The organism is Bacteroidota bacterium (genome assembly GCA_016706255.1).
In the GTDB taxonomy this organism is placed as follows: Bacteria; Bacteroidota; Bacteroidia; order Chitinophagales; family BACL12; genus UBA7236.
Genome location: JADJJZ010000013.1, coordinates 1 through 21,735, shown reverse-complemented (window position 1 = coordinate 21,735; position 21,735 = coordinate 1). Strand labels below are relative to the sequence as shown.

At 34.8% G+C, this 21,735-nt stretch carries 29 protein-coding genes and 1 pseudogene; 7 read left to right on the top strand and 23 right to left on the bottom strand.

Features of this window, described 5'->3' with window-relative positions; genetic code table 11:
• Nucleotides 1–110 precede the first annotated feature (110 nt).
• Nucleotides 111–2,001 (top strand): annotated as a pseudogene (locus tag IPI65_15570) (methylmalonyl-CoA mutase).
• A gap of 1,015 nt (nt 2,002–3,016) precedes the next feature.
• On the opposite strand, the gene IPI65_15565 reads toward IPI65_15570, so the two are convergent.
• The 5 genes from IPI65_15565 to IPI65_15545 form a co-directional block, all read right to left on the bottom strand.
• A complete protein-coding gene (locus IPI65_15565; GenBank protein MBK7442891.1) occupies nt 3,017–3,163 on the bottom strand; it encodes a hypothetical protein in 147 nt (48 codons plus the stop codon).
• Nucleotides 3,164–3,398: 235 nt separating this feature from the next.
• Complete coding sequence (locus tag IPI65_15560) at nt 3,399–3,608, bottom strand: hypothetical protein (GenBank protein MBK7442890.1); 210 nt, start codon at nt 3,606–3,608, stop codon at nt 3,399–3,401.
• Between the two features lie 138 nt (nt 3,609–3,746).
• Nucleotides 3,747–4,019 carry a hypothetical protein gene (locus tag IPI65_15555; protein ID MBK7442889.1) on the bottom strand — a complete coding sequence of 91 codons (273 nt, stop codon included), beginning with the start codon at nt 4,017–4,019 and terminating at the stop codon, nt 3,747–3,749.
• Nucleotides 4,020–4,149: 130 nt separating this feature from the next.
• Entirely contained in the window at nt 4,150–4,293 is a 144-nt protein-coding gene (locus IPI65_15550; GenBank protein ID MBK7442888.1) for a hypothetical protein, read from the bottom strand.
• Complete coding sequence (locus IPI65_15545; GenBank protein MBK7442887.1) at nt 4,286–4,486, bottom strand: hypothetical protein; 201 nt, start codon at nt 4,484–4,486, stop codon at nt 4,286–4,288. Before IPI65_15545 ends, IPI65_15550 begins: the two co-directional genes overlap by 8 nt.
• Nucleotides 4,487–5,941: 1,455 nt before the next feature.
• On the opposite strand from IPI65_15545, the gene IPI65_15540 reads away from it, so the two are divergent.
• Complete coding sequence (locus tag IPI65_15540) at nt 5,942–6,511, top strand: hypothetical protein (protein ID MBK7442886.1); 570 nt, start codon at nt 5,942–5,944, stop codon at nt 6,509–6,511.
• Nucleotides 6,512–7,253: 742 nt separating this feature from the next.
• Here the strand turns inward: IPI65_15540 and IPI65_15535 are convergent.
• The 4 genes from IPI65_15535 to IPI65_15520 all read right to left on the bottom strand — a co-directional run bounded on the left by IPI65_15535 (nt 7,254) and on the right by IPI65_15520 (nt 8,659).
• Nucleotides 7,254–7,571, bottom strand: a complete 318-nt coding sequence (locus tag IPI65_15535; protein MBK7442885.1) for a T9SS type A sorting domain-containing protein — start codon at nt 7,569–7,571, stop codon at nt 7,254–7,256.
• Nucleotides 7,572–7,691: 120 nt separating this feature from the next.
• Nucleotides 7,692–8,006, bottom strand: a complete 315-nt coding sequence (locus IPI65_15530) for a hypothetical protein (GenBank protein MBK7442884.1) — start codon at nt 8,004–8,006, stop codon at nt 7,692–7,694.
• A gap of 201 nt (nt 8,007–8,207) precedes the next feature.
• Nucleotides 8,208–8,474, bottom strand: a complete 267-nt coding sequence (locus IPI65_15525) for a hypothetical protein (protein MBK7442883.1) — start codon at nt 8,472–8,474, stop codon at nt 8,208–8,210.
• Between the two features lie 2 nt (nt 8,475–8,476).
• Nucleotides 8,477–8,659, bottom strand: a complete 183-nt coding sequence (locus IPI65_15520) for a hypothetical protein (protein ID MBK7442882.1) — start codon at nt 8,657–8,659, stop codon at nt 8,477–8,479.
• Between the two features lie 352 nt (nt 8,660–9,011).
• Between IPI65_15520 and IPI65_15515 the strand changes: the two genes are divergently transcribed.
• The 5 genes from IPI65_15515 to IPI65_15495 all read left to right on the top strand — a co-directional run bounded on the left by IPI65_15515 (nt 9,012) and on the right by IPI65_15495 (nt 10,878).
• Nucleotides 9,012–9,215 (top strand): hypothetical protein, encoded by a 204-nt coding sequence (locus tag IPI65_15515; GenBank protein ID MBK7442881.1) that lies wholly within the window; start codon nt 9,012–9,014, stop codon nt 9,213–9,215.
• A gap of 25 nt (nt 9,216–9,240) precedes the next feature.
• Nucleotides 9,241–9,447 carry a hypothetical protein gene (locus IPI65_15510; protein MBK7442880.1) on the top strand — a complete coding sequence of 69 codons (207 nt, stop codon included), beginning with the start codon at nt 9,241–9,243 and terminating at the stop codon, nt 9,445–9,447.
• Between the two features lie 81 nt (nt 9,448–9,528).
• Nucleotides 9,529–9,954 carry a hypothetical protein gene (locus tag IPI65_15505; GenBank protein MBK7442879.1) on the top strand — a complete coding sequence of 142 codons (426 nt, stop codon included), beginning with the start codon at nt 9,529–9,531 and terminating at the stop codon, nt 9,952–9,954.
• The gene (locus IPI65_15500; protein ID MBK7442878.1) at nt 9,888–10,583 is read left to right on the top strand and encodes a hypothetical protein; all 696 of its coding nucleotides are present in this window, start codon (nt 9,888–9,890) and stop codon (nt 10,581–10,583) included. The genes IPI65_15505 and IPI65_15500 overlap by 67 nt, the downstream gene beginning before the upstream one ends.
• A 28-nt stretch (nt 10,584–10,611) precedes the next feature.
• Nucleotides 10,612–10,878, top strand: a complete 267-nt coding sequence (locus tag IPI65_15495; GenBank protein MBK7442877.1) for a hypothetical protein — start codon at nt 10,612–10,614, stop codon at nt 10,876–10,878.
• 786 nt (nt 10,879–11,664) lie between these two features.
• Here the strand turns inward: IPI65_15495 and IPI65_15490 are convergent.
• The 14 genes from IPI65_15490 to IPI65_15425 form a co-directional block, all read right to left on the bottom strand.
• The gene (locus IPI65_15490) at nt 11,665–12,021 is read right to left on the bottom strand and encodes a hypothetical protein (protein MBK7442876.1); all 357 of its coding nucleotides are present in this window, start codon (nt 12,019–12,021) and stop codon (nt 11,665–11,667) included.
• Nucleotides 12,022–12,046: 25 nt separating this feature from the next.
• Nucleotides 12,047–12,595 (bottom strand): dihydrofolate reductase family protein, encoded by a 549-nt coding sequence (locus tag IPI65_15485; GenBank protein MBK7442875.1) that lies wholly within the window; start codon nt 12,593–12,595, stop codon nt 12,047–12,049.
• 228 nt (nt 12,596–12,823) lie between these two features.
• Nucleotides 12,824–13,177, bottom strand: a complete 354-nt coding sequence (locus IPI65_15480) for a hypothetical protein (GenBank protein MBK7442874.1) — start codon at nt 13,175–13,177, stop codon at nt 12,824–12,826.
• A 139-nt stretch (nt 13,178–13,316) separates the two neighbouring features.
• On the bottom strand, nt 13,317–13,760 hold the full coding sequence (locus tag IPI65_15475) for a hypothetical protein (GenBank protein ID MBK7442873.1): 444 nt from the start codon (nt 13,758–13,760) through the stop codon (nt 13,317–13,319).
• Nucleotides 13,761–13,775: 15 nt separating this feature from the next.
• Nucleotides 13,776–14,210 carry a hypothetical protein gene (locus tag IPI65_15470; GenBank protein ID MBK7442872.1) on the bottom strand — a complete coding sequence of 145 codons (435 nt, stop codon included), beginning with the start codon at nt 14,208–14,210 and terminating at the stop codon, nt 13,776–13,778.
• 97 nt (nt 14,211–14,307) lie between these two features.
• Nucleotides 14,308–15,396: a hypothetical protein gene (locus tag IPI65_15465; protein MBK7442871.1), complete on the bottom strand. Its 1,089-nt coding sequence runs from the start codon at nt 15,394–15,396 to the stop codon at nt 14,308–14,310.
• A gap of 112 nt (nt 15,397–15,508) precedes the next feature.
• Nucleotides 15,509–15,706 (bottom strand): hypothetical protein, encoded by a 198-nt coding sequence (locus IPI65_15460; GenBank protein ID MBK7442870.1) that lies wholly within the window; start codon nt 15,704–15,706, stop codon nt 15,509–15,511.
• 304 nt (nt 15,707–16,010) lie between these two features.
• Nucleotides 16,011–16,223, bottom strand: a complete 213-nt coding sequence (locus IPI65_15455) for a hypothetical protein (GenBank protein MBK7442869.1) — start codon at nt 16,221–16,223, stop codon at nt 16,011–16,013.
• 332 nt (nt 16,224–16,555) lie between these two features.
• Nucleotides 16,556–16,711, bottom strand: coding sequence for a hypothetical protein (locus IPI65_15450; protein MBK7442868.1), 156 nt, complete (start codon nt 16,709–16,711; stop codon nt 16,556–16,558).
• A 1,494-nt stretch (nt 16,712–18,205) separates the two neighbouring features.
• Nucleotides 18,206–18,403 (bottom strand): hypothetical protein, encoded by a 198-nt coding sequence (locus IPI65_15445; GenBank protein ID MBK7442867.1) that lies wholly within the window; start codon nt 18,401–18,403, stop codon nt 18,206–18,208.
• 468 nt (nt 18,404–18,871) lie between these two features.
• Nucleotides 18,872–19,138, bottom strand: a complete 267-nt coding sequence (locus tag IPI65_15440) for a hypothetical protein (protein MBK7442866.1) — start codon at nt 19,136–19,138, stop codon at nt 18,872–18,874.
• Between the two features lie 181 nt (nt 19,139–19,319).
• On the bottom strand, nt 19,320–20,357 hold the full coding sequence (locus IPI65_15435; GenBank protein MBK7442865.1) for a T9SS type A sorting domain-containing protein: 1,038 nt from the start codon (nt 20,355–20,357) through the stop codon (nt 19,320–19,322).
• An 83-nt stretch (nt 20,358–20,440) separates the two neighbouring features.
• A complete protein-coding gene (locus tag IPI65_15430) occupies nt 20,441–20,881 on the bottom strand; it encodes a hypothetical protein (GenBank protein MBK7442864.1) in 441 nt (146 codons plus the stop codon).
• A 159-nt stretch (nt 20,882–21,040) separates the two neighbouring features.
• Nucleotides 21,041–21,238: a hypothetical protein gene (locus IPI65_15425; GenBank protein ID MBK7442863.1), complete on the bottom strand. Its 198-nt coding sequence runs from the start codon at nt 21,236–21,238 to the stop codon at nt 21,041–21,043.
• Between the last annotated feature and the right edge of the window lie 497 nt (nt 21,239–21,735).

Below are 21,735 nucleotides of genomic sequence, written 5' to 3'. Positions count from 1 at the left end.
TTTATTCGCGTTACATACCGCTAAGTCAATTGTAGATGATACCGAATTAAAAACAAACTGGAAGCCGAAATACCAAAAGGTTGCGAAAAAATTGATAATGAAAATCTGATTTAATTCAAACCTGGAATAATAAATTAAAATCGTATACTGATGAATATTATATATTCAAAGTGCGCGATAAAGAATTAAAAATTAAACCATTCGGAAAGTTTATCGCATTTACAAATTCTGAAAATCAGTCTGCTGAAATATGAAGCCTGGGGCGACATATTACAAATGGCAATTGGTATAAAAACGAACCCCCGTGAATTTCCGTTTACCGCCGGTATTTATCCTTTTAAACGCGAAGAAGAAGATCCAACACGTATGTTTGCCGGTGAAGGCGGACCTGAGCGCACTAATAAACGCGTTTTCATTATGTGAGTTTAGGTATGCCTGCAAAACGTTTATCAACCGCGTTTGGCAGTTAACATTATATGGAAACGACCCTGATTATCGTCCGATATTTACGGAAAAATTGGTAACAGCGGCGTTAGTATTTGTTGTTTAGGATGATGCAAAAAATTATACAGCGGATTTGATTTAGCTGATCCAAAAACATCTGTATCCATGACCATTAACGGTCCGCGCCGATGCTACTTTGATTTTTATGAATGCAGCTATTGACCAACAATGTGAAAAATATATTCTTGAAAATAAACTAGAGGCGGGAAGTTGAAGCTAAAATTCAGGAAATTTACAAAGGCAGAGAACATCTGCGTCCAAAATACAATGCAGCAGATTTACCCTGCAGGAAATAACGGATTAGGATTATTATTATTAGGTAACCGGGTGATCAGGTATTACTCTGCAGAAATTTATGCGGGCATTAAAGCAAAAACATTAGCTAACTGTTCCGCGTAACTGTTCAGGCAGATATTTTAAAAGAAGATCAGGCACAAAATACCTGTATTTTTCCTACAGAATTTGCTTTCTTTTAATTTGATGGGCGATGTGCAGGAATATTTTATTCAAAAATAAGGTTCGTAATTTTTTATTCTGTTTCTATTTCCGGATATCATATTGCTGAAGCCGGAGCAAATCCGATTAGACAATTAGCGTTTACTTTAGCAAACGGATTTACATATGTAGAATATTATTTAAGTCGTGGAATGAATATTAATGAATTTGGGCCAAACCTTTCGTTTTTCTTTAGTAACGGTATTGATCCGAATATGCCGTTATTGGTCGTGTTGCGAGAAGAATTTGGTCCATTGCTATGAAAATGAAATAAGGCGCGGATGATAGATTCGCAAAAGTTAAAATATCATATTCAAACCAGTGGAAGTAGTTTATGATGCGCAGGAAATTGATTTTAATGATATCAGAACCACACTGCAGGCATTGTATGCTATTTACGATAATTGTAATTCATTACATACCAACGCATATGATGAGGCTATTACAACCCCAACAGAAGAAAGTTCACGCAGAGCAATGGCCATTCAGCTAATAATTAATAAAGAATTAGGGTTGACAAAAATGAAAATCCTATTCAGGGTTCATTTTATTATTGAAGAATTAACTAATTTGGTTGGAAGAGGCTGTACTCAATGAGTTTGACCGAATGACAGAACGCGGCGGTGTATTAGGTGCAATGGAAACCGATGTATCAGCGTTCGGAAAATTCAGGAAGAAAGTTTATTTTATGAAACATTAAAACATACTGGTGCTTATCCAATAACCGGTGTAAATACTTTCCTGAATCTCAAAAGGTTCACCAACTATTTTGCCGATGGAAGTAATTCCGCAACGGAAGAAGAAAGAAGCGCAGATTACCACGCTTAAAAATTTGTATGAAAAAAAACACCTCGTTTACAGCATATCATTTGCGTCATTTGCAAACAACTGCAATCCAGAATAACTTATTCGAAGCATTAATGGAGGTTGTAAATTCTGCCCCTTTGGTCAAATCACCAAGTCGCTGTTTGAGGTGGAGGACAATACAGACGGAATATGTAATGTATCCGATGATTGCTGAGGCTTTAATTTAAGAACGGCAGTATCCGCTTAATAAATCTACTGTAGACCGATAATTTTAAACGACACCTGTAATATAAAATTACAGGTGTTTTACTTTACGGTTATCTATTTCTGCTTGAAAACCCGTTATGAAAAACATAACCGTTGAAACTAACAATACTAAAAATAATTTATAATATTGACAAACTATTTGAATAAATAACCATCCGTTTTTAATTACAGTTATTTGATAAAGAACCCGACACAAATCCGTTCGCTTTAATTCGTGGTTATTATTTTCCACTACTCATTGTTGAATCATCCTTCCTGTAATATCTGTTATAACGATATTTCAAGTATCCATAAACGATTATCGTCGAATGATAAATAGGCAACAATATTTGCAGGTTGTGGCCATAAGCATTAACATCTCCAATAACAGAATTATTTATTGCCACATTGCGTTTTGAACATTTTGCCCAACAAACAACATCTAAAGTTGCAGGACCGGGTTACGGTTAATGCGCGGTTTGTAAACCATCTGTTGTTATGGGCATAAATATCACCTTCAGTTAATTTCTTCCCTGGGACCTGCCCAAGCATCGTAAGCAAATTTGTATTCATATGTTCCTTCAGGTAATAAAATTTCTAATTCCCAAACATTGTCTCCATCTAACTCACTCATTGAGCACAACCTCCGCACCATCCGTTAAATACCATTTACTTCAGGCGTTGTGAAAGTTTCGTTACGGTATCTATATTCACCTGGAATTTTACAATATGTGCAGGCACTGTTGCTTCATATGAAGAACAACTTCCCAACATACAGTATCTAAAGCAACATCTTCAGTAACTAATAAAGCACGGTTTGTGAATCCGATAGCAGTACTGCACAAGGATCACCTTCTAATAATGTTTTGTAACCTGCCCAAGTATCGCAAGCAAATTTATATTCATAAGTTCCAGCTTCAAGCGGAATAGTTAATTCCCAAATATTATCACCATCTAAAATCACTCATTGGCGCGCAACCTCCGCACCAGCCATTAATGCACCGTTTACTTCAGGTGTAGTAAAAGCAGCGGCAACTTCGTTCATATCAACTGTAAATAATACATCGTATGTAACAGCAGCACCACAATCTAAAAACAACTGCCCCAACATACAGGATCCATTACCATATCGCTGTTTACTTCAAGTGCACGGTTTACAAATCCGCATCAGTAATAAAGACATTCAGCACCATCAACTAATGTTTCAGAACCTGCCCATGCATCATAAGCTATTTAAACCGATATACCTTCAGTAATATCGAGTGTAGCACTCAGATACCATCACCATCAGGATCAGATAACGGATTACAACCACCGCACCAGCCATTATTAATGTACCATTTACTTCAGGTGGTAAATGCTGCGGCAACTTCATTCATGTTAACATTGAATGTTACACTATAAACTACAGGTTCTGCAGGTTCGCCAAAATAAACATCATCAAAATAATATGTTTTTTCTCCTGCTACTGCACCTGTTGTTCCAAAATTGAAAAATATAGATGTTTTATCGTATGCATAAGCTAAGTTGATTACAGCTGTTCCCCGGAGCTTCATTTGAAAATCAAATGTTAATGTTTCTCAGTCGCCTGCAACAGTTGTAGTTGCTTCTTGTTTCAACTGATTTAGTAGGATCAGCATGATCTTCCACTTTAAACGAACAGGAATTCTGCGTCAGAGACCAAACACGAACGGTCATAATTGTAGATGCATCAGTAAACGGAATTGCATTTGCCAAACCATCACCGGCTCCGTTTGTAATTGTTGTTCCTGCCACAATTCAGCAGTTGCCGATTTAATAACTTTTGCAACCAGTGTTGGTGCACCTGTAGGGTCAGATTCATTAGTTGAAGCTTCTGCGCCGCCAAAACCAATTAAACCATATTCAACACCTAATAAATCGAATGTTACAGGTAAATCCATTTGTTCTAAAACAATAACACCACAATCGTTACAAACTTCCAACATACTGTTGGTTGTGTAACATCGCCACCGCAACAACTAATTTTCTATTTGTGAAACCGCCTAATGTAATTGTGTATCTATCACCTTCAGTTAATTCTTCCGACCTGCCCATGCATCATAAGCAAATTTATATTCATAATTGCCTTCTAATATAGGGAAGTGTTGTTGACCAAATACCATCACCATCAGGGTCAGATAATGGGTTACAGCCACCACACCAGCCGTTAAATGAACCATTTACTTCAGGTGTAGTAAAACCTGCAGCAACTTCATTCATATTTACAGCGAATGTAACGTTGAGTCATCGGCTCACCGCCGCCACCAAATTCAACATCATCAAAATAATATGTTTTTTCACCTGCAACAGCTCCGGACGCCGAAGTTGAAGAAGATAGAAGCTTGTCATAAGTATAGCCATAGTTAATTACAGCTGTTCCTGGTGCTTCGTTTGCAAAATCGAATGTAAGCACTTCCCAATCACCGCAACAGTAGTTGTAGCTTCAGTTTCAACCGATTTTGTAGGATCTAAATGGTCTTCCACTTTTAAACGCACCTGGAATGCCTGCATCCGGTGACCAAACGCGAACGGTCATGGTAGTTGCAGCATCATTAAATGGAATTGCCGTTGCAAAACCTGCACCCGCGCCATTTGTTATAGTTGTTCCGCCTATAATCCAGCAGCGCCTGATTTAATCACTTTAGCTACCATATTAGTAGCATCTGTAGGATCTATTTCGATTGAAGAAGCTTCAGCACCGCCAAATCCGATTAATCCGTATTCAACACCGGCATCATCGAAAGTAACCGTAAATCCATTTGGTCGAGCATAATACCATCGCAGGCATCACAACTTCCCAACAGATGGGATCCAAAACAACATCAGCAGCGCCAACTACCAACGAACGATTTGTAAATCCAAATGCAGTAACTGTGCAAGGAGAACCTTCAACCAGTGATTCCTGACCGCCCAAGCATCATAAGCAAATTTGTATTCATAGGTACCGGATTCCAATACGATGGTAGCCCCCAAATGCCATCACCATCAACGTCAGTCAAAGGATTACAACCTCCGCACCAACCATTAAATGCCGTTAACCTCCGTGTGGTATACGCTGCGGCAACCTCATTCATGTTAACCTTTGAAGGTAACATTGTAGGTATCTGCCATTGCACTTTGTTACAAGGGTGCAAAACAGCAAATAAGTAAATATTTGTTTCATAGTAAAATATATTTTACAGTAAAAATAGTCCTTTTTGTAATTATTACAAAAAGTAAAAACAAAAATTTTTCATCTGAAATCCTTGTTTAATCACAGGTTGAACAAAAAGAAGGAGAAAGGTGTGGAAACAATCGAATTTGTTCTGCTTATGCGAATCCTGCCTCTGTTGTAAGGGCGCATACAATTCGCCCCTACAACAGAGGCAGGATTCTTAATTTTTTGTTTTGATTTTCATTTTTCTTTGTTTGGTGTAATTACTGAATTTATCAAATAATGCAATTTTTAATATCACAATTAATATGAAAATTCAATTTTATTTAATGACCCATAACCACCAATTAAAATACGAAGCACATAATTGTCAATATTCCTGTATGTAGGGACGAATTGCATGCGTCCTTACATACAGGAATATTGACACATAGGTAAAATGAATGTGATATGCCACTTAATTTTCACCTACAGATAAATTGAGTATAAAATGGCATTCTATCCTACGCAAACGAATCCTGCCCATGCCGTAAGGACGCATGCAATACGTCCCTACAACATGGGCAGGATTCTCACTTTTTCGTTTTGATTTTAATTTTTTTCTGGGATAATGTTAAATTATAAAGATTAATATTATTTATAGAATATAGTATTTTCAATTTATAAAAAAAATAATTAGTTTTAGGTTATTGTATTATCTCAAAACTGAATTTTATGGCGTTAGTGTATAGAGAAAGAGCGGGACGAAAAACAGCGCGAGTGAAAAACTGGAATTATGCTGCAGCGGCATCCTACTTCATAACAATTTGTACAAAAAAAAGATTGCCAATTTTAGGAGAAATTAGCGAGGAAGATCGAGAAACCAGATTTATTCCAAGTATAATTGGCAAAGAAATTAGTAAGCAATGGCTCGAAATTCCAGTAATTCGGCCAGACATGAATATAGAATTGGGTGTTTTTCAAGTTATGCCTGACCACTTCCATGGAATAATTACAATTGGTGAAAATAATTATAATAAGTTTTTATATATCAATTCGAATCAAAACGAAAACCCCTTAGACATTCCGGCAAATTATTTAAAGTCTCCTAATCAGTTTGGTACGATATCGCATGATTTACCTTCGGTTATAAGAGGCTTTAAGGCTGCAGTCACCCGATTCGCAATAGATAATAACATTGATTTCAAGTGGCAAAGCAGATATTATGAACATATCATTCGATCTAAGATTGAATATAAGGAAATTTCAGATTACATTCTTAAAAATCCGGAAAATTGGACATGATAATTATGGTTTAAAATAAAAAGAAAATTTCACTTTCAATAATTTACCTAACATCGCTCATTATAATACGAAGCACATAATTGTCAATATTCCTGTATGTAGGGACAAATTGCATGCTTCCTTACATACAGGAATATTGACACATAGGTAAGATGAATGTGATATGCCACTTAATTTTCACCTACAGATAAATTGAGTAAAAAATAGCATTCTATCCTACGCAAACGGATACTGCCCATGTCGTAAGGACGCATGCAATACGTCCCTACAACATGGGCAGGATTCTTAATTTTTCGTTTTGAATTACATTTTTCATTGTATGGTGTGGTAATAAATTTATCAAATAATGCAATTTTTAAAATCACAATTATTATAAAAGTACAATATCATTTAATGCCCCATAACCACCAATTATAATTCGAAGTACAAAATTGTCAATGTTCATGGATGTAGGGACGAATTGCATGCGTCCTTACATACAGGAATATTGACATATAGGTAAGATGAATGTGATATGCCCACTTAATTTTCACCTACAGATAAATTGAGTAAAAAATGGCATTCTATCCCTACGCAAACGAATCCTGCCCATGTCGTAAGGACGCATGCAATACGTCCCTACAACATGGGCAGGATTCTTAATTTTTCGTTTTGATTTTAATTAAAATTTTTTGATAGGTTAATTCAAAAAAAAGGGCCGCTCGTTAAGAGCAGCCCAGTATTTAAACTTAAAATCCACAAATTATTCTATAACTAATGTTTTATTCAAAGTAGTGTTTCCATTACTTATTTTAACCAGATACATACCTGTGGCAATACCATTACCTAAATTAATATCCTGATTAATTACACTGTTTTCTGTAGTGTAATTTGCTTCATAAACAACAGCTCCTGTGGCAGAATAAATAGTGATATTTATTTCTTTTGCTGTGCCTGAATTACTACTGAGCTGAATTGAAAAATCGCCGCTGTTAGGGTTTGGATAAATAACAAAATCATCGCTGTTTGATTCATCCAATTTACATGATGATGTAACCGAAGCTGTTTTGATTTCACACAACCTGCAGCAGTAGTTTCTTTTAGTTTATAGCTACCAATAGTTGTTACAGTTAGATTTAATGGTGCACCTGCAATTACAACACCATTTTTATACCACTGATAGAATCTGCCAACGCCAATTTTACCTTTTAAGAATTACTGAGCCTGTAGCGCAAATATCAAGACTTCCTATTGGTGTAATTTTTGGTGCTGCTTTTGAAATTGCTAATGTAGTTGGAGCAGATTGCGCGAAAGCGGTTCCCTGACTAATAACCACACTGTAATTACCAGCTTGATTTGTTGTGTAAGTTGAAGCAGTAGCACCAGGAATATTTGTTCCATTTTTCTTCCACTGGATAACCGTGTAGCCGGAAGCTGCGGTAAATGTTTGCGTAGTTCCTGAACATGCAGTTACAACATACCTGTAGGTGTAATGTTTGTATTGATAAAATCGCAAGTTCCCCAAATAAACGGATCAAGGATAGCATTATCTGTAACGGTTAACGACCTGTTTGTAAATCCGAAATTTGTAACGGTGCAAGAAGAACCTTCTGTTAAAGCTTCCTGACCTGCCCATGCATCATAAGCAAATTTATATTCATAGCTACTCCGGAGCTAATGTAATAGTGATTTCAAATACCATCGCTGTTTGCATCAGTCATAGGGGCACAACCTCCGCACCATCCGTTAAAGTTTCCATTAACTCCCGTGTAGTAAAAGGACCTGCAACACCATTCATATTTACCTGAAATGTAATATCATACAATGCACCTGCACCACAATTATCGCAACTACCCCAACAAACAGGGTCTAAGTTGATATCTGATGCATCTACAACCAGTGAACGGTTGGTAAAACCAAAATTTGTTACGGTGCAAGATGTTCCTGAATCAGGTTTTCTTGTCCGCCCAGCTATCGTAAGCAAATTTACTCATAGTTACCCGGAGCCAGGGCAATGGTAACTTCCCAAATGCCATCTAAATCGGGGTCACTCATGGGTGCACAGCCACCGCACCAGCCGTTAAAATTGCCGTTTACCTCAGGTGTTGTAAAAGGATCGGCAACTTCATTCATGTTTACTTTAAAGGTAACATTGTAGGTTTGAGCCATCGAAACAAGGCTGAAACCCAACAGCGCAAAGAAAAGCGTAAGATTTTTTAGTTAAGTGTAAAGGTTTATGAAATAATGGATAAATGTAAAATACTTTTTGTAATTTTTACAATAAGTATTATTTTTATAATCTTGTTTACATTTGCCAAATAGAGCAAACTATGGCAAAAACAAACAAAACCCTTAGAAGGCGAAATGAATACCAGATTTATGATGCCTGATTGATTCATTTTTTGAATTAGCATTCAGCATTGACTGTGTGGTATTTGGCTATGGTAAGAAGGACTTACAAGTATTACTGATTCAGCGCGGAGCTGAGCCCTACAAGGGTTTGTAGGGCTTTACCGGCGATTTGGTTTACCCTGATGAAGACCTGGATACCTCTGCCGGAAGAGTGCTAAAAGCGCTGACAAGTTTGCCTGATTTGAACTTTGAACAGGTGCATACGTTTGGTGCTGTTGACAGGCATCCGCTGGGCAGGGTGGTTACCGTGGCGTATTATGCCATTGTAAATTTGAAGGGATTTAACCCAAAAGCTGCCTCTTGGGGCCGATAAAGCGAAATGGCATAGCATAAAAAGTTTGCCGAAACTAGCTTTTGACCATAGGGATATTATTGATTATTCCTATAAAAAGTTGAAAGAAAGCACTTTGACAAAACCATTGTGGAATGGTGTGATAGAAGAAAAATTTACGCTCACACAACTACAATCGTTTTTTGAAACAGTGCTCGACAAAAAATTTGATAAAGGTAATTTCAGAAAAAAATTGACCTGTTTCAATATGTAAAAGAAACCGAAGAATTTGAAAAAGATGTTCCTTACCGGCCATCTCGATTATTCAAGTTCGATAAAAAACTCTATCAGAAAAATGAAGAAACCAGTTAGCCACCAATGTAAACTTTTTGTAGCGACACTTCTGCTGCTTGCAGTTAATTTATCAAACATTTATGCTCAGGCAGTTCCGGTCACGATACAAAAAGATGCAGAAGGCAATTGGACTTTATATCGCAATAATGAACCTTATTATGTAAAAGGAGTTGGTGGCAGCGTTGAGTTCGACAAAGCTGTTAGTATAGGTGCAAATTCCATTAGAACCTGGGGGATTGATAACGCAGGAGAAATATTAGATGCTGCGCAAGAAAAAGGTTTAACCGTATTATTAGGATTATGGCTGCAACACGAACGCCATGGTTTTGATTATGATAATGCTGAAAAAGTAAAACAACAATTGGAATTTTTACCGCAATTGTTGAAAAATATAAAAATCACCCTGCATTACTGGCCTGGGGTGTAGGCAACGAAGTAGATTTATTTTATACGAATACCAATGTGTGGTATGCAGTAAATGATATTGCTAAAATGATTCATGAAAAAGATCCGAATCATCCTACCATGACAGTTACTGCAGGTTTAGATACAATAGAAACCAGATTACTTTTAGAGCGTTGCCCCGAAATTGATATTTATGGTATTAATACTTATGGCGATTTAGGAAATGTTGCAAAACAATTGCGCACTACTAAATGGACTAAACCATATATGATTACCGAATGGGGTCCAAACGGACATTGGGAAGTGCAAAAAACAATGTGGCAGGTTCCTGTTGAACAAAGCAGCAGTGAAAAAGCAAGTTCATATAAAGAACGTTACACAAATTATATTGCAGGCGATAGAAAAATGTGCATGGGCTCTTATGTTTTTTTATGGGGACAAAAACAGGAAACTACAGCCACCTGGTATTGCTTATTTGATGAAAAAGGTTTATCGAGTCAGGCTGTTGATGAATTGGAAAGAATATGGACCGGTAAAGAACCTGTAAATACGGCACCGGTATTAAGTGATGTAACTTTAAACAATAAACATAAAGGTGATTCAGTATTAATTCAACCTTTAGCACTTGCTCCGCTATTGCAACAGCAATAGATGCCAATGGTGATAAATTAAAATATGTTTGGGAAGTTGTTTACGAAAGCTTGATATAAAAGCGGGTGGTGATGTAGAAGCAAAACCTGCTGCATTAAAAGGTCTCGGAATTAAAACGAAAGGCAATACTGTAACATTTACCGCTCCCGAAAAAGAAGGCCCTTACCGATTATATTTATTTATCTACGATGGCAATGGCCATTACGCTTACCAGAATATTCCGTTTTATGTTTTGCCGGGAGATGGTGCTGCGGATAAGGGAGTTGGAGTGACGTTTAAAAAACAAGGTATTTGATGTGCTGATGTGCTAATGTGTTGATGTGCTGATTAACAGCCGGTTTTGAGTTGGAATTTCATTTGGAGGCTTATTGATGTGCGAATGTACCGATGTACCAATGTACCAATTGAACAGCCAATTTTGAGTGCGATTTTCATTTGGAGGCTTAATTGATGTGCGAATGTACCTATGTACCAATGTACCAATTGAACAGCCGATTTTGAGTGCGATTTTCATTCGGAGTTCTCGTTGGGGTTAATAATATTAACCGGTGCCGATAATGTGCAGATTAAACAGCCGAATTTTATAATACTTTTCATTTAGATTTATTTATTTGAAATTTTTAACAGCCGAAACCGCAAAGCTCAGGGAGAAACAGCCCGCGGAGTTGCGCGGAGAATTTTTAGTTAATCAATTAATAATATTTTTTATTAATCATTTATTTTATTCAGCTCCAGCGGAGCGAAAGAATGGTAGAAAAAATTCCCACCCGAAAAATCACCAGCCCTGTAGGGGCGGCAGAATGGTTTGAGAAGATAATTAATTTCGATAGATTTATTGATAAAATTTAATTTATTAACTTAATTACCAGTTATAAGAGAATTGAAATTTATTTAATTTAATTATACGCATAGTTCAGTTAACGTTATATTTACTTTTGTTAAACTCAATCAAGTATTTTGCGTTTGTTTTTTGATAAAATAAATTCAATCTCATTTTTATCTGAAAAAAGCATGTCGGGCAAATACATACTAATTCCGTTATCCGGTTTAAGTATTATTCCTTTTTTGGTTTTATGTATACTTATAATACCTCCCACTTTATCTCACCATTTGAAAACGGGCCTTTATGGCTAATATTTGAATCACTAAATTCCATTTCGATTTTTTGGCCTGTGACAATACTGGCTAATCTGGCCTTCAGCCATTTATTTTTTTCATTATAAACCTTATACAACTCGTAAACACCAATAAGACTAAAAATGATTGGAAATATTCCTAAAACTTTATCCGTATCAAAAAAGTAAAGCCCAATACCAAAAAGTATCATAATAATGGCAAAATAAGGTTCATACTTTTTAAGCTTTAATGTGGAGACCAATTCGTCATAGGCTTCTTTGTAGTAAGGTTCGTCAGGGATAATTGTAATCGTGAAAATCATTTATATATTTTTAAAAGTGTGTTTGCTATGCATTCGGTTCATAATAAAGCACAATAGCACCTGAGTTAAGTATTTTTGTTTTAATGAGTTTTAATAAAACTCTTTTCGAAATTTGGTCAAATAGTAACATGCCTTTACCTTCTATTACCGGATGAATACATATTTGAAATTCGTCTATAAGATTACTGTTCAACAATTGAATAATCAAACTTCTGCTTCCAATAAGAATGTCGTTTCCGGGTAGTTTTTTTAGATGAATTACTTCATCAGCGAGCGGCCTGGCAGCGATTATTGCACTTTCCCAGTCTGTGGTTTTGAGTGTGTTGGAAAACACAATTTTTTCAATTTTATCGATTGAAACTGCAAAGTCATCCATTGATTTTTCTCCGGAAGGTTTTTGTAACAATGATTGCCAAAATTGCATTAGTTGGAAGGTTGTCCGTCCGTATAAAATAACGCCGGCATTATCTATCAGTTCAGAATAATGTTGGTGAAGTCCTTCGTCAGCTATTCCTGCTGTATGATCAGAAACTCCGTCAAGTGTCATATTGAATGCTGCAATTACTTTTCTCATATTTTGTTAGCTACAGGTCAACGTTAAAGTGCTAATGTTAAGCACTACATTTTTCCTTCAATAAAACTACAAATTTTCTACTACCCGCCCAGCGACTATGCCTCAAGGTACTGTTTTCAGGAAAACCTCAATTTTGGCTGTTTTTGTCCGACAAAAGCCGGGAAATGATTGTTTTTAGCATATTTGGGGGGGGGATTTAAAATGGCCGAAAATGTACCATTTCAAATTTTAAGGCTTTGCCGACAATGTCTTTACCATTTCCGCGAAATTTTGAGGCGGGAAAAATTGCAGTTTATTGTCTTCAATTTTGTAGGGTAAGTTTTCAAAATGTTCATCAATATACCAAAAAAGATTGTTGCTTATAGATCCGGGCCCTTCCTCGTTCATTCCATAAATGGCAGGAATAAGCTGATTGATAGCAGTAACAATTTCCAAATTTTCAATTGGATAAATAATTACAGAATGCCTGTGCGGAATTCCGACGATAGACCCTTTTGAGCCAAGTAACTTGGGATAATTATTTAAATCAAATACAATGTTCGGTGCAAAGAAATGATTGCCTTCAACAAACCAAATTGCCAACTCATTAAATTTATGTTGCGAAATACTTAAAGGGTAATTATGCTTTATGTTTTGTTTCCCTACTTCAAACAATTCCTCAAATGACCTTCCCCATTGCTCTATTTGATGAGGTTGAACGTTCGTTATGCTTTCCGGTAGGTCAAAAATTAACATGGAATAAATGTCGCCGCAAAATCTTTCCAACAGTTAACTCTTTTCCTATATGTCCAACATAGTCATTTGGGTAAAGGCGAACGCCAATGTATTTTTTTACTTTGTCAAAGTCATGAACAATTTTATTAAATTCCATTTCAAACTGATAGGCGCTAACCATTGAATCGAAATGCTCGGAGACAATTTTGCGATAATTTCTTTGCTTGTTTTGTTTACAAACTTGCGCAACATTGATTAGTCCTATAGAAGCAAATCCAAAGATGTTTTCCCCTGTCGACAACATGCCATCTCCAAGTTCGTAGGTGACATTCTTTTTTTTGAAGTAATTATTAATCGCGTTTATAAACTCACTGTATTCACTACTGCTGAAAAAAGCAGCCCATTCGGGTACTTCAGGATTTTCTGATTTATGTTTGAATAATGAAAACATGCTCTTGAAATAATATTATTTTATATCCAGACTGGATTTCAGCTCATCCAAAGTTATTTGATTTTGGTTATCAGATACTGAACCTGTTGCGATTTTGTTAATAAAATCAACATCCAACCAATATTCGCCGCAATTAGAAATAGCGTAGTCTGTTGTTTTTTCGTTTGCGTGCACGTCTACTTTTGATCCGTCTAAACCCTCATAAAACGCGATTACATAATATTGATCTTCTTTAAACCTGGAAAGGTAAGGGCGGCATAAATTACCAATGTCTCCCCAAACGATTACTGTTTTTCGGCTTTCTTCACCTTTGTAAATATCGATAATTTCAACCTCCATCGACATTGGGGTTTGCACATCGTAAATTTCTTTAAACGACAAATATTTTGTCACTTTAACTAAAGCTACCAGTTTTGTGTTTGGAGCTACCTGTAAAAATTTACCTTGCATATTACAATCACAAGCTGAAATGGTCCGTCCAATTGTTAGGAGAAAATAGTAATTACCAATTTAAGTGAATTCATTGATTTGTTATATATTTATTTTGTTAAATACAATAGCAATTTGCGTTCTGAGCTGCATTTAAACCAAAGCGCTCAGCTAATTTACGAAAGTTGAACAGGAAAGCAAAGTTGAAAATTCTAATCTCTTTTAAATCCGACACAAAATACCTGTAAACAACACTAATTCTTTTTTCACATCTGTCTTCAATTACGTTTAATAGTCTGTCTTGAAAGTCCTTCAATATTAAATTGCCCCAAAATTTTCCGTAAAAATTAATTTTTGAAGTCAATTGATAACTTGAAGAAAGCGTCAATTTCACTTGCCCATTTTTAAGGTCTGTCAACTCATAAGTTGCATCAACAAATGTGAAATAGTTGCCTTTTAAAATATGTTGGTCAAACACTTTTTGGCTCACTGTTGTTGGGTCAATTTTTATGTCGAATGCTACCTTTTTGTTTTCATTAAATTCAGTAATTGTTTCAATGAACTTTAAACCCCCTTCAAAATTTCCTATTCTCTGACCACCGACTTCTTTTTTATCAACTTCCGCACTAATGGGTCTTGGGATACCAATTGAATTGAATATCCCCTTATTATATTCAGTTTGGTTGATTGTTTTAACTTCAACAATGTTGTCCCAAATTAATTGAGCATTTGCATTGATAACAACCTCACTTTTTACGCAGAAAGTATCAGAAGGGTTATTTATGTATTCTTCGATAGGAGCAAATATGAAAGGGAGCAAAACTATTGACAGCAATTTTCCTTTTCTTTTTTGTTTATTAATTTGTACAATTCTAAAAATTAGTGCGCCTACTGTTCCTAAAATAAAAAATGGTGCAGCAAGAATTAGCAAACAAATAAAATCCTCAATTCCAAACAAGAACATTGTCAAAAAAAAGGTCACAACTGTAAGCCAAGGTATAAAAATGATGTTCCTGTAAGATTTTAGTTTGTTATTGTCTGCAAACATTAAAGGAATAATACCTAAAATGGTTGGAACGATAAATAAATATGTTACAGATGCCAAAGTTGCACTTTGTCCGAATACTAACCTTGCTACAAGTCCATATGCGATTCCGAGTGCAATACCGATAATTAGAAGTCCGTATTTTTGTTTAAGTTGTGTCATGGTTCTAAAAGTATTAAACTAATTATAACTTTCCTTTCGCAACATTTATAAAATAAATTTAATTTTGGGAATTGCAATTAAATTGAGTTTTTTCGTTAGTAATTGCTTATATTTAAATAGTTAGTTTATAATACATAACGCTACAAACTGAAGCTGCCACTAAAATTACCCACCAAAATATTCTTTTCGTTTTATAGTCAATATTTTTGCTTCTTTGTATTTCAAAAACTGAGTAACCCAAAACTGCAAGTAAAACAGTCCCAGATACACCAACTATGAGTTTGTCATTGGAAATAGCAACTGCAGCCATTAAGCCTAATGTAAATATGGAAATCAATCCTCGAAATTTTGAAGAAAAGGTGTATCCGTTTTCACCGAAATAGGCCTTATTTCCGAAAGTAACTTTTCAAGCTTTTCATAATCTTCTATTTGCGAAGGCACACCTATTACATTAAAGTTTGAATTTCCTTTATAGTAAAACTACCATTTGAATATTTAATAATTTCCGTGATATCTGAGGTTGAAACAGTTATTGTTGGTGTATTGATTTGTTCTCTAATAATACTATTATTATCAAGAATCAGGCTATAACTATGGAAGAGCGCTTCTTGTCTTTAATACCACGATAAAGTCCAAATGGTTAATAGTCCCAATACCAATGGTATTGCAAACGGCAAAGTTTTCACATCGCTTTGTTGTTCGTTATTACTAAAATAAGCAATTGCAAGTCCGAAGAGTGCGGCTAATAGTGAATTTGGAATTGCTTTAATTAGTAAAGCTTTTCTTATTTCTTTAAAACCATCATGCCTTATTTTAAATTGTTCCATGGTTGTCGTTTTAAATTATAAAAGGAAGTTTTCACTTTTACATCTATTATTGGGGTTCGCAACAACAGGTAACCAAACTGTTTCTTGATTAAGTTTATAGCCTTAGTTGAATGGCAACCCATAATTGCTAAACTTATTAGTATACTTAAGAAAAAACGAGTTTGCATAGATATTGTTTAAACAAGTCGCCAATTGTTAGATGATTCGGATACGCTTCACATATAACCTCTACCGCCTTAGCCCCTATCTTCTCACCTCAACGTCATTATTTCGATTTTCATATATGGATAGTAAGGAGCGTGGAAAGTTTTTTATCTGCGTCTGCTTTGTCTTCAGTGGATAGTATCAGGTAAATTCGCGGTATCAGCTTTTATGTAGGAAGCCAAAAGGGTTCCATTGTCCTCCCATTCTTTTATTATTTCTTGTTCCTTCGCTAATAATTTCATTCTCGTTTCATCATCTATTCCTTGTAAAAGAATATCAATCATAAATTTTTCATCGTTTATTTTTTTGCTTTGCCTACTCTACTGGTTTTCTGCTTTCCTGTTGGTATATTTAGGCAAAGTTCGTTAATTAGTTTAAGGTTTTATTAATCGCATAACCTAGCAACAATAAATTAAGTCAACTACTTTGTTCTTTTCTTTGAGAATCCAATTATGGTAATGTCTTCCTCATGTAATGCTATACAAAACAAAGGTCTGTTTTCTTCACGACATTCAACCAATGTTTCGTAGTCTTTAATATCTTCTTGGCGGAATTAATAATATTATTTCCTCATCATTGGCATATCAACAAACGAAGTTTTATCCAATACTGCTCTAGCCTCCCACAAAATATACCCTCCATTTCTATATCATTAGAAATGTTATAGTTGAATATCCGTTTACAATATCACTCGTTGTAAAAGTTTTTTCATAAATCATTTCACCAGATTTTGTTGTTGTTATTCTTACTGTACTTTTGTATCGTTGATATTTCCGTCATATGTAAAAGGTAAAACAATCTTCCACCATTTCGTCAGAAAACTTTGAAAATACTGTATCATAAAAATCTGTTTGAATGATGGTATGCTGATAATTGAAATACCTCAACGGCTGTTCCAATAGTATCCATCGTATTATTCGCAATAGTTTGACTAGCTTGATGAGCCTTCTTGACCGATTTTGTTGGTTGCTTGCAACTTCCTAAAATCAATAAATAATATAATAATATCAGCGAACATCTTTTCATATTAATAAGGGCACTTAGATTCATAGAACTTTATTGAATTTTTTAAAGAATTTATAATAAAAATACAAATTTTTTAAAAAAGAAATTTTACAGGGGAATATTGATCTGTTCACGCAATTTTATTGGATATTTGTCACCTAAAGTATTGATTACTTCGTATTTAAGAATTATTTGTCCCCAATTTGAGGTTTATTATAATTAGTCACAGTTTCCAAATAATTATCAAGGTCATCATTTCTCAATTCCGCTCGAGGCATATTAATAACCATACAATTATTTTCAAGTTTGCTTATTTCACTTAACAAAGTGTCCCCATCATTTCCAATAAGAATCATATTAGCTTCCCAAACTCTATTTGAATGTTGAGCAAAATAAAGATCACAGTTATGCAGGAAATTACAAATTGTATTTATCTGATTTTTGTCGTGAATAATAAACGCTGAATCTGTTAAGTTTACTCCCAGCGGAGTGGATGGTCGCAATTCAATTTTACTAACCCCCTTATCTTCAAATTTTTTGATTGCATTCCAGTTTCCAAAACCTGATGTGAATTAGAGAGGGCAATAAATCCAAATAAAAAGCCAACCACTAAAATTCTTTTAATTTTTTATTCTCCTTTTTTATAAATAAGAAGCATTATTATAGAAATTATACATATAACTGGGAATCTATTTACATTCATTATGAATAAAAGGTCCATTTTCGAGAATTTTTATAGGTTTTAATTTGGCAACTTTGATATGCTCAAAGCTTCATTCTGTTTCTAATTTAAGGATAACATTTTTGTCGCCATTGTTGAAATACCCAATTCTAACATTTAATCCTTGTCTGATTACACCGCCATGGGAGGCAGCATTATTATAGCCATAGTCACTGACATCAAAATCTGAAAATTCAAATTCAACACCGCTGACTGTAAATTTTTCCGAATCGTGTCCTCCAGAAGGCATTGGGTGATAATTTCCACCATTCCTGCTACTGTTTGATATTGCTTATTGTTGTAAATGTTTCTTGTTTCGAAGTATTCACCAACCATAGAGGAATTAAAAATAGAAATTAATACTGCAAATGCAGCGAATATGGCACTGAACACCATTCCGATGCACGTTTATTAATGCCAAAGGTTGATGTAGCGCTATTGTCCACAAATTTTTTATTATAGATGAAAATGCCTATCCCCACTGCAACAAATAGCAAGGGTATCAAACATAAACCCTAATCTGGGAGTCTATCGCAAAGTCGTAAACGAGGTGATTGTATTCCATATTTAAATTCAAAGTTGCCCTTCATGTTCCACATCAGTATTTCGCCAATAATGCCGCCAAACACTCATGAGTGTCCACATAAATTTGACCTTGTTTTTATTAACCTGATCTGTTTTTACTTGGTTCACCGGTATTTAAAAACCGGTGTTTCTGCTAAAATTCAGCGCCGGCTTTTAGGTAAATCCAATAACTTCCAAGGCCCCAAAGCGTAATTAAACTAGCATGAAAAATAAGCACAATTGGATTTAAATGTCGTGGCATTAAAAACTCAAATATTCCGTTGGTAAGCCCTGCCAAGTCACCAATCCCCATTATTAACCAAGGGATATTTGCAAAAATTAAAAAGTTTTTAAATAGTTTGTCATAACCCAATTTAAGGTCAGGGTTAATTTCAATATACGAATCATAGCGTTTCCGCATAATGAAAGCGTTGACAAAATCACTATAATAAATACCAACCAAAAGTGTTCAAAAATTATTTCCATTTTTTATACTTTACCTTTAAATTTCATATTTTCCTTTTAATTTTTGTGCGTGGTGCACAAGCAGATTTCGAAGGCTCATTTATCTAGAAACCTAATGGGATATTGTTATTTTTTTATTAAAGTTTTATCAATTTGATATTTGCCTTTTTATCTGCATCCTGATAATTGAGTAAATAAAAACCTGTCAACAAATTTGCTGTATTCACAATTGTTTCTAAAACGAAAGTTTCTTGATGTAAAACTAACTGCCCGGATAAGGTATAAATTTTTAATTCGCCATTTTTTCCCGTACCAGCAACAATTATTTCATTTTCTATTGGGTTAGGATAGACAAATAGTGAATTGACAACAACTAATTCATTATAGCAAATGGTATTGGGAATGTCAAGTCCATTTATAGATATTGTCACTGGCATTGATTCTGATGGGGTTACAGTTGATTCCTGTGTATTAGGATTCATTTCCTGAGTTTCAGGATTATTTACAATTGTATTTACCTCCTCATTATTGCAGCCCGTGTTTCCTAAAGCATCAGTTTTCACTAAATAAATTACGCCAGACGGTTCATCATAACTATAAGTTGTACCCGCTACGATATAACCTCCATCGACAGTTTGCTGAACTTTATATCCATCAAAATTGTAATTTGCCCTGCCGAAAGTATTTGTCCATGCTACATTACCTTTCGCATCAGTTTTAATTAAATAACAATTGAAAACTCCATCCTCGTTTCGGTTTGTATTTCCAGAAATAATAAAACCGCCATCTACAGTTTGGCAAACAGATGTGGCAATGTCATAACTTTCTCCACCATAGGTCTTCGACCAAAGTGTATTTCCTGCCTCATCAGTTTTAATCACATAAAAATCGGATTTTGGATACGATAAAAATCCTTCCGTACTTCCAACTATAATGTAACCATTATCATTGGTTTGTGTAACTGTCGTGCCAATATCATTATTGGAGCTACCATAAGTTTTTGACCAAAGTGCATTTCCAAGATTATCTGTCTTTATTAAATAAACATCAGTGGATAAATCCGGACCAAAACTTTGTATTTCCGCAATAATAAAACCGTTATCCTGAGTTTCCTGCACAGAAAAAGCATAATCCTCCTGTTCCACCAAAAGTTTTTGACCAAACTGTATTTCCAATGCTATCGGTTTTAATTAAATAAACGTCATAATAAACCTACATCAAAACTTGAAGTAGTTCCAACTTCAGGATAAAACCACCATCACCAGTTTAGAGGAATGGAATAACAACGATCATCCTCATTACCACCAATTGTTTTTGTCCAGGCAATATTGCCATCAAAATCGAGTTTAATTAAATAAACGTCCCAATTTCCGGCCCCGTAATTTAAAGTACTTCCTGCAATTATAAACCCTTCATCGGATGTTTGTTGAACTGAATAAGCTACATCATAACTTTCTCCTAAAAATTTGGACCAAATAACATCTCCTTTTTTATCTGTTTTTATTACATAGATTGTTTTGTCCCAAGGTGTTAAAACCTCGCTGGCTTTTCCAACGATGATATAACCCTCATCCGTGGTTTCTTGCACTGAATAGCCTTCACTTCCATTTCCGCCGGTATATGTTTTTTGAAATGTAATTTGTGGGAAAGCAACTTTAAAAAAAAGCAAGGAAATTATGGTTAAAAAAAGTGTCTTCATTTTATTGTATGATAAATTAAATACTTGTTTATGTTATGAATAATATATTGCTGATTCCCGTACGTAGGTGATTCACGAACTTAGCTTCTCACAAACACAGTTTAAATATAGTTATTAATTAATAAACCGAGGATTGCCACTTTATTTGCTTGTGCTCTTTTACCCAGTTTCAACCTTACCTAAGTTAATTACGATAGCTTTTTTCCTTGTTGAGCGGTATAAAAAGGTATCAGGTAATTCCATAAATTCAATTACCATGCTTTGTTTATTTTTAATACCATACATATGATACCCTGGTGCATTTACAACCTTAGCGATCAGTTCCGGATTCTCTGTTGCAAGTTCGATGTCAAACAAGGATATTTTTTTCAGTTCTTAGAAAATGGATACAACGGTTGACGGTTTGATCAAATAAAAGTTTGACCCCAAGACACTATCGGGATTCAAATTATTTTCATTCAAAATCTTTCGACATACATTATTTGAGGACGTATCCAGACAACAAATTAATTCAATTAATGGATTCCAAGATTTTATACCCTGACCAAAAACGTTATGCTTAAACCAAAATCCTTTATATTCATGAATTTTAGTAACATGGTCCGACAGGTAAGTTTCAAAATCCAAGTCTTTTGCCTTTAATTTTTCTATATCGTTTTCATTTACAATGTAATAAGTGATATTGATTCCCATAAATGTTAAAATATTTATCTAAATTATTGGCCTAAATTACCAAACGTATAAAGTATTTGGACGATATGTAAATTTATTACTTTGCTTTTGGGAAGTGAAATTTCTAAATAAAATTATATTATGTATTTAAATATTTCTACTTTTCAAGTATCCAAACATCG

What these genes read in the sequence shown, in the direction of transcription:
- IPI65_15505 (MBK7442879.1), top strand. Translation starts at nt 9,529, where the DNA reads ATGAAGAAACCAGTTAGCCACCAATGTAAACTTTTTGTAGCGACACTT.
- IPI65_15555 (MBK7442889.1), bottom strand. Translation starts at nt 4,019, where the DNA reads ATGTTGGAAGTTTGTAACGATTGTGGTGTTATTGTTTTAGAACAAATG.
- IPI65_15485 (MBK7442875.1), bottom strand. Translation starts at nt 12,595, where the DNA reads ATGAGAAAAGTAATTGCAGCATTCAATATGACACTTGACGGAGTTTCT.
- IPI65_15565 (MBK7442891.1), bottom strand. Translation starts at nt 3,163, where the DNA reads ATGTTGGGGCAGTTGTTTTTAGATTGTGGTGCTGCTGTTACATACGAT.
- IPI65_15430 (MBK7442864.1), bottom strand. Translation starts at nt 20,881, where the DNA reads ATGAAGACACTTTTTTTAACCATAATTTCCTTGCTTTTTTTTAAAGTT.
- IPI65_15440 (MBK7442866.1), bottom strand. Translation starts at nt 19,138, where the DNA reads ATGCGGAAACGCTATGATTCGTATATTGAAATTAACCCTGACCTTAAA.
- IPI65_15445 (MBK7442867.1), bottom strand. Translation starts at nt 18,403, where the DNA reads ATGCCTTCTGGAGGACACGATTCGGAAAAATTTACAGTCAGCGGTGTT.
- IPI65_15460 (MBK7442870.1), bottom strand. Translation starts at nt 15,706, where the DNA reads ATGGCTGCAGTTGCTATTTCCAATGACAAACTCATAGTTGGTGTATCT.
- IPI65_15475 (MBK7442873.1), bottom strand. Translation starts at nt 13,760, where the DNA reads ATGTTTTCATTATTCAAACATAAATCAGAAAATCCTGAAGTACCCGAA.
- IPI65_15520 (MBK7442882.1), bottom strand. Translation starts at nt 8,659, where the DNA reads ATGGCTCAAACCTACAATGTTACCTTTAAAGTAAACATGAATGAAGTT.
- IPI65_15560 (MBK7442890.1), bottom strand. Translation starts at nt 3,608, where the DNA reads ATGAAGCTCCGGGGAACAGCTGTAATCAACTTAGCTTATGCATACGAT.
- IPI65_15540 (MBK7442886.1), top strand. Translation starts at nt 5,942, where the DNA reads ATGGCGTTAGTGTATAGAGAAAGAGCGGGACGAAAAACAGCGCGAGTG.
- IPI65_15450 (MBK7442868.1), bottom strand. Translation starts at nt 16,711, where the DNA reads ATGATTGATATTCTTTTACAAGGAATAGATGATGAAACGAGAATGAAA.
- IPI65_15465 (MBK7442871.1), bottom strand. Translation starts at nt 15,396, where the DNA reads ATGACACAACTTAAACAAAAATACGGACTTCTAATTATCGGTATTGCA.
- IPI65_15455 (MBK7442869.1), bottom strand. Translation starts at nt 16,223, where the DNA reads ATGGAACAATTTAAAATAAGGCATGATGGTTTTAAAGAAATAAGAAAA.
- IPI65_15550 (MBK7442888.1), bottom strand. Translation starts at nt 4,293, where the DNA reads ATGAATGAAGTTGCTGCAGGTTTTACTACACCTGAAGTAAATGGTTCA.
- IPI65_15470 (MBK7442872.1), bottom strand. Translation starts at nt 14,210, where the DNA reads ATGCAAGGTAAATTTTTACAGGTAGCTCCAAACACAAAACTGGTAGCT.
- IPI65_15490 (MBK7442876.1), bottom strand. Translation starts at nt 12,021, where the DNA reads ATGATTTTCACGATTACAATTATCCCTGACGAACCTTACTACAAAGAA.